Origin of the sequence: Streptomyces celluloflavus, from assembly GCA_000720995.1 — a bacterium.
GTDB lineage: Bacteria > Actinomycetota > Actinomycetes > Streptomycetales > Streptomycetaceae > Streptomyces > Streptomyces celluloflavus.
The window spans coordinates 90974-102705 of record JOEL01000020.1 but is presented as its reverse complement, the minus strand read 5'-3'; the positions used below and the strand labels follow the sequence as shown (position 1 = coordinate 102705).

The window sequence follows — 11732 nt, the reverse complement described above, 5'->3', positions numbered from 1 at the left end:
TTTCCCGCGTTCCTCAGCCGTGCGTCCGCAGCCGCCGGACTTCCTCGGTGTTGGCGGTCTCGGTACGGGAGAAGTGCGTGGCCGTCTCCTTGACCTGGTCCGTGGACTGCTCGATACCGGTCTCCAGCGCCTCCATCAGGACCGTCAGGTTCCGGTGCCCCGGGAAGTAGACCTCCTCGAACGCGTTCGCCGTCTCGTCGCCCTCCCCCCACGGGGTGCCCAGGCCGCTGAGCCCGCTCTCGTGGTAGGCGCGGATCTCCGCCGTGTACGAGACCAGGTCGTCGATGTGGGTGCTCTTCTTGACCATCCCTTCCGGGTTGGCCGCCAGGTATCCGTCCGACACCGCCGTACTCCTCTCTTGTCACTGCCTCTGACGATGTGTGGGGCGGACTCCGCCGACCGGGCCCGGGGGGCGCCTCCGTACGGCGTCCCCCCGGTCTCTCGACCCGCTGCCCGTCCCCGCTGCCCCGCCGGTCTCAGCCGCGCTGTCCCGGCAGCGAACCGTGCGTGAACGCGTCCAGCATCTCGGACAGGTCCCCGCGCCCGCCCAGCGCGTCACCGAGGTCCAGCCCGCCCGGCATCACCGGCTGAAGGAGCTGCGACACCTGCGCGGTGGCCTCGTCCTGTGCCTGCCGGATCGTGTCGAGCAGGGCGGCGGACAGCTCCGCCGCCGCCATGGAGCGGTAGCGGGTGCTGTGGAACTTCAGCCCCGTCACCGCGCCCTGTGCGTCAACCGTTGCGCTGACCATACGATCCCGGGACGTGGCCGTCGCGCTGACCTCCGCGAGGGCCTGCTGGGTTCGGTGTGCCTGTTCGCGGGCCTGTTCCAGCTGGACCATGGCCTCGTCCAGCCGTGCCTGGAAGGGGTTGCTGCTCACGGTAGCCTCCGCCACGTGTGTCTTCGGGGGTCGGGCGGCCCAGCACCATCGGTGCCAGATCCGGGTCCGTGCCCCACACTTCCTCGTCCTCTGACAGCCAGGTGGTGCGCTCGCGCTCCTGGCCTTCCTTGCCGCCGCCACCGCCCCCGCCGCCCATACCGCCCATCGGCGGCATGTACGGCATCTGCGAGCCGGCGCCGCCGCCGCTCGTACCGGAACCGCCCCCCGTTCCGCCCGTGCCGCTGCGCACCAGGTTGCCGTTGCTGTCCAGCGACAGGCCGTCGGTGCCGTCGGACGATCCGCCGGAGCCGGAGGAGTAGCCGGTGCCCGTCGAGGAGGTCTGCGGGCCGTTGTCGCCCTTGTAGTCCTCGGGTTTGTACGGCTCGTAGCGCGAGAGGTCGGTCTGCCCCGGCGGGGCGTGGTTCGCCCGGCTCCGGTTGTCGGCCTCGGTACCGGGCGGCAGCGTCCAGTCGTGGTTCTTGTAGTGGGTGCTGCCGGGACCGGTGAAGTCGTGCAGGTCCGGGGGCTGGTACTGGTTGCGGTGGTCCCAGGAGTTCTTGTTCGACCCCGTACCCGGGCCCGCGCCCGGCGGCGTCTGGCCCGGAGGCCGGAACGGCGGAGGCAGCACGGGCGGTGGCTGATGGTTCTTGTCCTGGCCCTTGTGGTCCGTGCCGTTCTTGTCCGGGGGCGTCTGGCCGGGCGGGAGGTCGTTGGGGTTGAACGGCGGCGGCTTCTTCAGGTCGGTGCCGTCGGGGTTCTTGCCGTCCGGGCCCTTGCCCTTGTCGCCCTTGCCGTCCGGCTTGGTCTGGCCGGGCGGCGGGAAGCCGGTCGGCGGGGGGCCGTCGCCGGTCGATCCGGGCGGCGGCGGGCCGTCACCCGTCTGCCCGGGGGGCGGCGGGCCGTCACCCGTCTGCCCGGGCGGCGGGGTGTCTCCCCCGGTACCACCGGGCGGAGTGTCTCCTCCGGTACCACCGGGCGGGGTGTCTCCCCCGGTGCCGGGCGGCGGGGTGTCGCCTCCGGTACCGCCGGGCGGACCGTCCTTGTCGCCCCCGCCGCCGTTCGGCGGCGGAGTGGTGACGGTGTATCCGCCGCTCGCCAGGGCCTCCTGGATGCTCTGCGGCAGCGGCCTGAGCCCCAGTGCGGAGGTGCGGTACGCCGTGTTCAGAGCCGCGACGATCGCCGGCACCTCACTGTCGAGCTTGTCCGCGACGGTCTTCGCCCAGATGGCCTTGGCCTTGGCCTCGACCGTGTCCCAGGTGGCCTGCCGGTCGACGTAGCCGACCTCGCCTTCGGTGCTGTGGATGAGCTTGCCGACCCGGTCCTTCTCGGCGGAGACCTGGTCCACGGTGAGGTTCTTGATGTACGACTCGATGGCCCCGGCGGGCGAGAACGTGGGGTCCTGCTGCCAGCCGTCGTATGCCTTCCACATGGAGGTGAGGGCGGTCCGCAGCCCCGTCTCGGCCTGCTCCAGCTCGTACAGATAGCCGCTCTTGGACGTGCCCGCCGTATCGCCGGTGAAGCTCAGGATGTCCTTGTACGCATTGGAGAGCTTCCCCAGGATCCCGGCGAACGCGCCGGCGGCCGAGCCCTCCCAGCCCTGGGACGGCTCACCGAGGTCCTTCTGCCACTTCTCCAGCTTCGGCTGCCAGGTGTGGAAGAAGGTGATGGCGGCCGTGAGCTGCCTTCTGGCCTCGGCGAAGCTGGGCAGGCTGGTGGTGTTGGTGCCGGCCCCGCCCAGGGCGCCCAGCAGATGGGCGCTGCCCATGTTGAAGTTCGGCCAGGGGCCGCCCTCGCGGTCGAGGTCGTTCTCACCGTCGGCCAGGCCGATGCCCGCCTGCCGCTGGAGCGTGAAGAACTTGCCGTCGGAGTACTTCCAGGTCTTCATCGCGGTCCAGGGGAACGCCGCCCAGTAGTTCCAGTAGGCACGTGTCCAGCGTGGCGCCGTCACCTCCTCCGGACTGGGGACCGTGACGAGCAGCCCGCTGGCGCCCTTCTGCCCCGAGTTGGCGAAGACAGCCATCAGCTCGTGCCAACGAGTGGGGTCTGCCACCGTCGTTCTCCTTCTCCCGCGGATCGGATCCGAAGGTCCGCCGCGCTGCGGACCGTGCATTGACCGGCGAACCGGTCGGTGGCCGGGGAAACCGGCCGGTGACCGACGGATCGGTCCGGTGCGTCACATCGCGCTAGCTCGGCGGCTCGGTGGTGGGGGGCGGGGTCGTGGCCGGCGGAGTCGTACCCGGCGGAGTCGTACCGGGCGGAGTCGTGGCCGGCGGGGTGGTCGGCTGGAGCGCTCCGCCGATGAGCTTCCTGAGCTGCTCGACCGAGAGCTGGGCCGTGGAGTCCTCCATCTCGGTCATCGACGTGCTGGTGTCCCGGAGCATGACGACCATCTTGTTGAAGAGGTTGTAGGCGGTGTCCAGCTGCTCCTTGACCGAGGTGTCGACCGCCAGCAGCGACTTCTGAAGCTCCACCGCGGCCCCGAAAGACGGTCCACCGGGCAGCAGTTTGCCGTATTCCTCCTGGAATCCCACGAGGTCGTACAGCGCGGCGTTCGCGCCCGTTTGCAGCCCGTTCAGGTACTCGGGCGAATCGCGGTAATTCTGAAGCGTCTGCTTCGTGAACGTCGTCTTGTCATTGCTCGCCATGGTGTCTGCCTCCACAAACCGGGGACGAGAGCGGAACGTTGTCCGCCGCGGGGCTACGGTGCGGGCGGGGAGACCGCCCCGCCCGCACCGCCGGGACCGGGGTCAGGCGCGCAGCGACATCCAGCGGTTGCCCTCGCGGGTGTCGGTGGTCTTGTAACCGGCGTGGATATCGCCGAGGACCAGGTGGCCCGCGGTGAGCGTGGTCCGCATGTCCTCGACCTTGGCGAGCCATTCACGGTGCTTGGCGTCGTACGCGCCGGCGGTCTCGCCGTCCAGCTCGCTGAGCACCACCTTGACTTTGGTGTGCAGGTCCTCGATGGCGGTCGCGATGGCGTTGGTCTGCTGAATCATGTACTGCCGCGCCTCGTCGACCACGCCGTACTGAACGCTGAAGTCGGTCATCTGCTCGTACTCCCTCGGATCTGGTCGTCACACATGGGGCGCCCGGGAGGTCCGGTGCGTCCGTTCAGCCGGGCGGTGCCGGTCAGCGGTTCACCCGCTGGACCCAGTTGGACTTGTGGACCGCTTCTTCCTCGTTCGCCGTGAACTCGTGCCGGGTGCCGCCGAGCTGCACGCCCATCTCGTCCATGCTCTGGCCCAGCGCCTTCAGCTGCACGAGCCACTCGGAGATCGAGGCACCGAAGCCGGTCGACGCGGCACCGGTCCAGCCGCCGCTGAGGTTCTGCTGGTTGGTCGTGACATCGGTGTAGATCTTCCGGCACGAGGCTTCCGCCTCGCTGATGGCATCCCTGCCCACGTTCATCGCGTGTTCGGTACTGCGCATCCTGTCGACCATGACGCTCACACCTTTGCTTCGTGTCGGATCTCGTACCGGACGCCGGGAGAGGTGCTCCCGCCTTCCGGGTCTGTGGTGCGGCCCCGTGCGGGCCGGGTCCGGCGGTCGGTGTCCGCGCTCATCCGGGCGTCCCGCCCTTCTGCACGCCCTTGCCGGCCGCCGCGGCGTTGGCACAGCCCGGGTCCGGCTTGGCGGCCGGGCCCGCGTCCGCCGGCCGGGCCGCCCGCGCCGGATCGAGGGCCGGTCCCGTCGGCAGCAGCCGCAGCAGCGCGGACGGCAGCCGTACGGGCTTGACCCCGTCGTAGGAGAGCCGCTTGGCCGCATCGGCGGAGGCCAGCGGGTACTTGACGCCTTCGCCGGTGACCAGGTAGAGGGTCCCGGAGCCCGCGCCGGAGGGCAGCGGTTCGGCCAGGACGCCGAAGCCGGGGCGCGCGCCGATGAGTTCGGGGGCCGGGCAGCCGGCCGTGACACCGTCGCGCTCGGCGGCCGGCTGCCCGACCGCGTACCGCACCGGCACCTGTGTGAGCTGCTGGTCGGGCGTACCGCCCTGCGGGGTGACCCGCAGACAGGGGACCGTGCCCGCCTGGCGTGTCACGGCCTTCGGCGGTGCGGCGGGCAGTCCGGCGGCCGGTCCGGCGCCGCCCTTGGGTGCGAGGTGCGCCCTGACCTCGTCGGGGCCCAGCACGGTGGCGGCCGCCTCCTTGCCGCCGTAGGCGTCCTTGGCGGTACGCGGATCGCCGTGCAGCAGCTGGGCGCCGGTGACGGTGAGCGGGTGGAGCCCGTCGCGGCCCAGCAGGTAGTGCTGGTCGGGGCTGCCGGGGGTGCGGACGTCGAAGAGCTGGCCCACCCGGCGCTTCTCACCGGCGAGTTGCGGGCCCGTCTCGCCGCGCCCCTCGACCTCCTGCGGTGCGAGATCGGGCCCGGCGGGGACGGCGGCGAGGAACGCGCTGCCCACCCGTACGGGGTCGGCGGTGCCGTAGCCGAGGGACTGCAATGCGCCGTGGGCGGAGTCCAGCCGCAGCCGCTTGCCCTGCCACAGCAGGTAGGTGACACCGTCCGGGCCGGTCGCCGGCAGCGCCTGGTCGCTCCGGAGCGCCGGGGTGGTGGCGGCGGCCGCCACCCCGACGGTGGTGGTGGATTCGGTGGAGCCGTCGGCGGCCGTGCGGGAGGTGGCGCACACCTGCCAGGCGTGGTCGGAGAGCCCGGCGGAGTCGGGCAGGGAGTCGGGGGCGCCGGGAATGCCGATGGGCGCGCCGCGCGGCACATCGGCCAGGGACGCGCGGCCCACGCTCAGCATCTCGCCCTGGCCGCCGGTCACCAGCTTGCCGGAGGCGTAGTTGACGACCGGGCGCAGCACCCCGCCGCCGAAGACGTAACGGGCCCCGGTCTCCTTCTCCATGATGAGGGTGCCGGGCTTGCGCCAGGCGGTGGACTCCCCCGGGGAGATCATCCCGAAGATGAGGAAGCCGACACAGAGCAGCACGCCGATGATCAGGCCCGTCGTCGCGCCGCGCCGGGTGCGGCTCATGGGCGGGTCCAGGGCGTCCGGGTCGGCCGCCAGCATGCCCGTGGTCAGCCGCCCGACCACGAACGTATAAGCCTGGACCTGGTCCCGCCTGGACTGCATCCCTCTCCCCACCCCTGCCCGTCAGTTGACGGATTGTGCGTATTCCGACGGGTTGTGTGTCTTCGTGGTGCGGCCGGGTCTCGTGCTCGCCCTGCCGTGTCGTGGTGGTGTGGCCTTCCCGTGCGCCGTTCGGCCCCGGTCCCGGGGCCGGTTACGGCGGCGGGTGGCGCATCGCCGTCTCAGCTCCACAGCCCGCGCAGGGCCGACAGCACTCCGAGGTCGACGAGGACCAGGGGGATCAGCGCCGCGGCGGCGAGCGAGTGCAGCAGGTCGGCGGCGCGGCCCCAGTACGGGATCAGCCGGCGTCCGGGGATGCTCCAGGCGGCGCCGACGAGGGCGGCCCCGGCGACCAGGGAGAACGCGAGGACCGTGCAGCGGGCGGCGGTGCCGCCCTCCCAGATCCCCGCCAGCATCAGGAGTACCCCGCCGTACACGCCCGGCAGGACGGCGGAGAGCCGCTGCCAGGCGCCGTTCATCGCCCGGCCGTGCAGGACGAGCAGCAGGCTCAGGACGCCGCCGAGGGCGAAGGGCGGCCAGCCGCCGCCGGTCGACAGGGCGGTCAGGCTGGCGGCGCACACCGCGCCGGTCCCGGCGTAGAGCCCGGTCATATAGCGGTCCGCGATGGCGGTGCGGTCCAGCACGTCGCGGGAGGAGAGCGGTTCGATGCCCTCCTGGAGCTGTTCGGCGTTGGTGGGCAGCGGCGGCAGCCGCAGGCCCGCGAGCCGGAAGGAGAGCATGGGGACGAACGCGCCGAGGAGTACGGCGAGTACGGCCACCGGGCCGGCCGCCGCGGCCAGGGTGAGCCCCGCGGTCAGGCCGAGCACCCCGGTCAGCGCGCCCAGCAGGCTCACCAGGAGGAGGCCGCAGAACAGCGGGGCCGCCGCGGCGACGGTGGCGACGGCGAGCACGGCACCGCCGGCCGCCGCGGCCGAGGCGGCCAGCAGCCGGGCGCCGATCAGTTCGGGCCCCTCCGGACCGGTCGGCAACAGCCAGCCCGCCAGGGCGAGGTAGGGGACGACGGCGACGCCGAGCACCGTGCCCGCGGCGCTGTCGCCGACGGCGCGGGAGGCCGCGGCGGCGCCGAGGAGCAGCAGGACGGCGGTGCCCGCGGCGGCCGCCGTCTGGAGGAGCGGGGCGTGCGCGGAGGCGAGGGCGGCGAAGCCCGCGGCGAGTACGGCGGCGGCGACGCCGAGCAGGAGACGGCGGGTCAGTTCGGGGCGCCACAGGTCGGCACGCTCGCGCATGCCGACGGCCACGCCGTCGACCAGATCGTCGAAGTGGACGGGCGGCAGCTGTTCGCGGCGCGGCCGCAGATAGAGCGTCTCGCCGTCGCGCAGGCCCAGTTCCGCCGGTGTCGCGTCCTCGTCGAGGGCGTCGGCGCCGAGCCGCTGCACCACCCAGCCGCCGTGTTCCAGACCGCTCTCGTCGAGGTCGGCTCCCTCGGGAGCCGCGTAGTGCACGAGCGAGGGCATCAGTTCGGCGAGCGGCACATCGGCCGGTACGGCTATCTCAAAGGTGCGTTCTGGCGCCTTGACGACGAGCCTGCTCAGCTCGGCAGTGATGGTGTTGCTCACGCAGTGGTCACTCTCCCGGTGATCCGCGATACGCGGACCATGAAACGGGTGGGGCTGGAGAGAAAGTATCAGAGATGGTTATGTTTGTTTACCAATCTTGTTGAGCAATAGGCGCATGCGATCACAAACGCAAAACTGCGTAAGCTCACGGCACTTGACCAGGCATGACATCATCCGGTGCGACGGCTATCGGCCCGCCCGTATCGGCCTGCCCCGGCGTCGCCGCGGTCCGGCCACCGACCGAGAGGACTGGCGCGTTGAGCCTGCTTCTGTTCCGCCGCCCACCCCGCCGTCCGGGCCCGGAGCCGGCGGGCGGCGAGCTCGAACTGCAAGAGCCGCCGACGCTCCCGGAACGCACCGGCAGCGCCGCCGCGATGCTGACGTACCTGCCCATGGCCATCGCCTCCAGCGGCATGGTGCTGATGGTCCTGCGCCCCGGTGGCGGCAGCAATGTCTTCATGTATCTCGTCGGCGGCATGATGCTGCTGAGTTCGGCGGCGATGCTCGTCGGCCAGCTGGTGCGCGGCGCCGGCGAACGCAAGGCCCGGCTCAGCGGTGACCGCCGCGACTATCTGCGCTACCTCGGCCAGAACCGGCGGCGCGTACGGGAGGTCGTGGTCCGCCAACGGGACGCGCACGCCTGGCGCAACCCCGATCCGGCCGCCCTGTGGTCGGTGGTCCGCACCTCCCGGCTGTGGGAGCGGCGGGCCGCGCACGGGGACTTCGCCGAGGTGCGCCTGGCGGTCGGCGAACAGCGGCTGGCGATGCGGCTGGCCCCCGTACAGACCAAGCCGGTCGAGGACCTCGAACCGCTCGCCGCGCACGCCCTGCGCCGTTTCATCCGCGCCTACACCTCCGTCGCCGACCAGCCCATCGCCATCCACCTGCGCGGCTACGCGCTGGTCCAGCTGCGCGGTGACGCCGACGCCGGGCGGGCCATGGTGCGCGCCGTCCTGGGCCAGCTCGCCGTCTTCCACGCAGCCGAGGAACTGCGCGTCGCGCTGTGCGTCGGCGACCCGCAGCGCCCGCTGTGGGAGTGGACCAAGTGGCTGCCGCACGCCCAGCACCCCACCCAGCAGGACGGTGCGGGCCAGCGGCGGCTGATCGCGGACAGCGCGACGGAGCTGGAGGAGCTGCTGGGCGAGGAGTTCGGCGAGCGCACCCGCTTCGACCCGCAGGCGGCACCCTCCAAGGACGAACCGTTCACCGTCATCGTTCTGGACGGACCGGACATTCACGCCAATTCGCGGCTGGGTGGCGGTGGTTTCCGCAACTGCGTCGTCATCGACGTCAGCGGCGCACTCCCCTGGGAGCCGGGTCCGCACGCCCTGGGCCTCGATGTCGCGCCCGGTCTGCTCCAGGTCGTCGGCCAGGACCGCAACGGCCGTGAGCAGCTCACCGAGCTGGGCCGCCCGGACGCGCTGAGCGTCCTGCGCGCCGGTCCGCTGGCCCGGCTGATCGCCCCGTACCGGATGAGCGTGACCAGCGAGATCACCGAACCGCTGACCACCGACTTCGAACTCACCACCCTGCTGGGCGTCACCGACCTGCGCGCCCACGAACTGCCCCGCCTGTGGGAGCACCGCGGCCCCGGCGAGCGCGACCGGCTGCGGGTCCCGATCGGCATCGCCGCCGACGGTTCGCCCGTCGAGCTGGACATCAAGGAGTCCGCGCAGAACGGCATGGGCCCGCACGGCATGCTCATCGGCGCCACCGGCTCCGGCAAGAGCGAGCTGCTGCGCACCCTGGTGGCCGCGCTGGCGCTCACCCACTCCTCCGAGGTGCTCAACCTCGTCCTGGTCGACTTCAAGGGCGGCGCCACCTTCCTGGGCATGGAGCAGCTGCCGCACACCTCCGCCGTCATCACCAACCTCGCCGACGAGGCCGCGCTGGTGACCCGTATGCAGGACGCCCTGCACGGCGAACTGATCCGCCGTCAGGAACTGCTGCGCAGCGCCGGCAACTTCAGCTCCGTACTCGATTACGAGAAGGCCCGGACGGCCGGCGCCGCGCTGGCACCGCTGCCGTCCCTGTTCGTCGTCGTCGACGAGTTCAGCGAACTGCTCGCCGCGCACCGCGACTTCATGGACCTGTTCGTGATGATCGGGCGGCTGGGCCGCAGCCTGGGCGTTCATCTGCTGCTGGCCTCCCAGCGCCTGGACGAGGGCCGGGTGCACCAGCTGGAATCGCACCTTTCCTACCGCATCGGCCTGCGGACGTTCTCCGCGATGGAGAGCCGCGGCGTCCTCGGCGTCCCCGACGCCCACCAGCTGCCGTCCGCCCCCGGCAACGGCTACCTCAAGAGCGACCAGGCCACGCTCACCCGCTTCAAGGCCGCGTACGTCTCCGGCGCCTACCGGGCCAAACGCCGCACCCCCCAGGCGGCGACCGGCACCGGCGCCGTGGTGCCCTACCGCTCCGGCTACGTACCGCCCGCCCACCCCGTCGTGCCCGACCTCCCGCGGCCCGCGGAGGAGGAGACCGAGTCGGCGAGCCTGCTCCAGGTCGCCATCGAGCGGCTGCACGAGGCGGGCCCCGAGGCCCACCCCATCTGGCTGCCCCCGCTGGGCACCCCGCCGTCACTGGACGAACTCCTCCCGCCTGGCACCGTCCGGCTCGACGGGTACGGCACCGTCCGCGGCGGCCTGAAGGTGCCCGTCGGCGTCATCGACCGCCCCTTCGACCAGCGTCGCGACCCGCTGCTGGCCGACCTCGGCGGCGCCGGCGGCCATGTGGGCATCGCGGGCGGTCCGCAGAGCGGCAAGAGCACCCTGCTGCGCAGCCTGATCACCGCCCTGGCCCTCACCCACACCCCACGCGAAGTGCAGTTCTACTGTCTGGACTTCGGCGGCGGCACGCTCACCTCGCTGACCGATCTGCCGCACGTCGGCACGGTCACCGGACGGCTGCACCCCGAGCGGCTGGCCCGCACCATCGGCGAGATCACCTCACTGCTCGCCCGCCGGGAACTGGCCTTCGCCGAGCAGGGCGTGGACTCCATGGCCGACTACCGCACCCGGCGCGCGGCGGGCGAGTTCGCCGAGGAGCCCTTCGGGGACGCCTTCCTCGTCATCGACGGCTGGTCCACCCTGCGCGAGGACTTCTACGACCTCACCCAGACCGTCGTCCAGCTGGCCGCCCGCGGCCTCAACTACGGCATCCACCTCATCGTGGCGTCCCCGCGCTGGGCCGAGATGCAGCCGGCACTGCGCGACCAGATCGGCACCAAGTTCGAGCTGCGCCTGGGCGACCCGGTCGACTCCCTCATCGGCATGCGCAAGGCACAGGAGGTACCGCGCGTCGCGGGCCGCGGCCTGTCCGAGGACTCCTACCACTTCCTGACCGCGCTCCCCCGCATGGACGGAAGCGGCGCGGTCGCCGACCTGTCCGACGGCACCAAGGCCCTGGTCGCCGCCGTCCGCGAGGCGTGGGACGGACCGGGCGCCCCGGCCGTGCGGATGCTCCCCGCCGCCTTCCCCGCGGCCGAACTGCCCGCCGCCGAGGGGCGCCGGGTCCCGCTCGGTGTGGAGGAGAACGAACTCGCGCCCTTCTGGCACGACTTCGACGCGTCACCGCACCTGCTGGTCATCGGCGACACGGAGAGCGGCAAGACCAACCTCCTGCGGCACATCGCCCGCTCGATCGTCGCCACACACACCAGCGAGGAGGCGCTGATCGCCATGGTCGACGTCCGCCGCGAGCTGTACGACGCGGTCCCCGAGGAGTACCGCCTGGGCTACGCGGTCTCCGCGGACGCCACCCGCGAGATGATGCTGGCCGCCGCCGGGGCGATGCAGCCGCGGATACCCGGCCCCGAGATCACCCCGGACCGCCTGCGCAAGCGCGACTGGTGGGACGGCCCGCAGGTCTTCCTCCTCGTCGACGACTACGACCTGGTCTCCGGCAGCGGCTACGGATCCGAGAGCCCCTTCGGCCCGGTGCTCGAACTCCTCAGCCAGGGCACCGAGCTGGGCCTGCACCTGATCGTCTCCCGGTCGTCCTCCGGCATCGGCCGCGCCCTGAGCGATCCGCTGCTGCGCCGCCTGGTGGAGGCGAACACCCCGAGCGTCGTGTTCTCCTGCCCGGCCTCCGAGGGCCTGATCCTCGGCAACGTCAAGCCCCGCGAGTACCCGCCGGGCCGCGCCCTGTGGGTCGCCCGCAGGCGCCAGATCCAGGTCCAGACGGCGCAGCTGGCCGAGGACGGCTGAGGGG

At 72.2% G+C, this 11732-nt stretch carries 9 protein-coding genes; 1 reads left to right on the top strand and 8 read right to left on the bottom strand.

From position 1 onward, the window contains the following. Positions 1–13 precede the first annotated feature (13 nt). The 8 genes from IH09_RS20065 to eccD form a co-directional block, all read right to left on the bottom strand. Positions 14–343 carry a hypothetical protein gene (locus IH09_RS20065; protein WP_052858253.1) on the bottom strand — a complete coding sequence of 110 codons (330 nt, stop codon included), beginning with the start codon at positions 341–343 and terminating at the stop codon, positions 14–16. A gap of 133 nt (positions 344–476) precedes the next feature. Beyond that, positions 477–839, bottom strand: coding sequence for a YbaB/EbfC family nucleoid-associated protein (locus IH09_RS20060; protein ID WP_094792509.1), 363 nt, complete (start codon positions 837–839; stop codon positions 477–479). After that, complete coding sequence (locus IH09_RS39990) at positions 730–2928, bottom strand: hypothetical protein (protein WP_240150470.1); 2199 nt, start codon at positions 2926–2928, stop codon at positions 730–732. Before IH09_RS39990 ends, IH09_RS20060 begins: the two co-directional genes overlap by 110 nt. Before the next feature lie 133 nt (positions 2929–3061). After that, complete coding sequence (locus IH09_RS20050) at positions 3062–3523, bottom strand: hypothetical protein (RefSeq protein WP_052858247.1); 462 nt, start codon at positions 3521–3523, stop codon at positions 3062–3064. A gap of 102 nt (positions 3524–3625) precedes the next feature. Then, positions 3626–3925 carry a WXG100 family type VII secretion target gene (locus IH09_RS20045; protein WP_052858244.1) on the bottom strand — a complete coding sequence of 100 codons (300 nt, stop codon included), beginning with the start codon at positions 3923–3925 and terminating at the stop codon, positions 3626–3628. An 82-nt stretch (positions 3926–4007) separates the two neighbouring features. Beyond that, positions 4008–4319, bottom strand: a complete 312-nt coding sequence (locus IH09_RS20040; RefSeq protein ID WP_052858242.1) for a WXG100 family type VII secretion target — start codon at positions 4317–4319, stop codon at positions 4008–4010. 118 nt (positions 4320–4437) lie between these two features. Next, a complete protein-coding gene (eccB, locus tag IH09_RS20035; RefSeq protein ID WP_052858233.1) occupies positions 4438–5946 on the bottom strand; it encodes a type VII secretion protein EccB in 1509 nt (502 codons plus the stop codon). A gap of 179 nt (positions 5947–6125) precedes the next feature. Beyond that, complete coding sequence (gene eccD / locus IH09_RS20030; RefSeq protein WP_052858232.1) at positions 6126–7520, bottom strand: type VII secretion integral membrane protein EccD; 1395 nt, start codon at positions 7518–7520, stop codon at positions 6126–6128. A gap of 257 nt (positions 7521–7777) precedes the next feature. Here eccD and eccCa point away from each other — a divergent pair, with 257 nt between their 5' ends. After that, positions 7778–11728, top strand: a complete 3951-nt coding sequence (gene eccCa, locus IH09_RS20025) for a type VII secretion protein EccCa (protein WP_052858230.1) — start codon at positions 7778–7780, stop codon at positions 11726–11728. Positions 11729–11732 lie beyond the last annotated feature (4 nt).

Excerpts from the sequence above, each read along its gene's own strand:
- IH09_RS20050 (WP_052858247.1), bottom strand. The coding sequence starts at position 3,523 with ATGGCGAGCAATGACAAGACGACGTTCACGAAGCAGACGCTTCAGAAT.
- IH09_RS20045 (WP_052858244.1), bottom strand. The coding sequence starts at position 3,925 with ATGACCGACTTCAGCGTTCAGTACGGCGTGGTCGACGAGGCGCGGCAG.
- eccB (WP_052858233.1), bottom strand. The coding sequence starts at position 5,946 with ATGCAGTCCAGGCGGGACCAGGTCCAGGCTTATACGTTCGTGGTCGGG.
- IH09_RS20040 (WP_052858242.1), bottom strand. The coding sequence starts at position 4,319 with ATGGTCGACAGGATGCGCAGTACCGAACACGCGATGAACGTGGGCAGG.
- IH09_RS20060 (WP_094792509.1), bottom strand. The coding sequence starts at position 839 with ATGGTCCAGCTGGAACAGGCCCGCGAACAGGCACACCGAACCCAGCAG.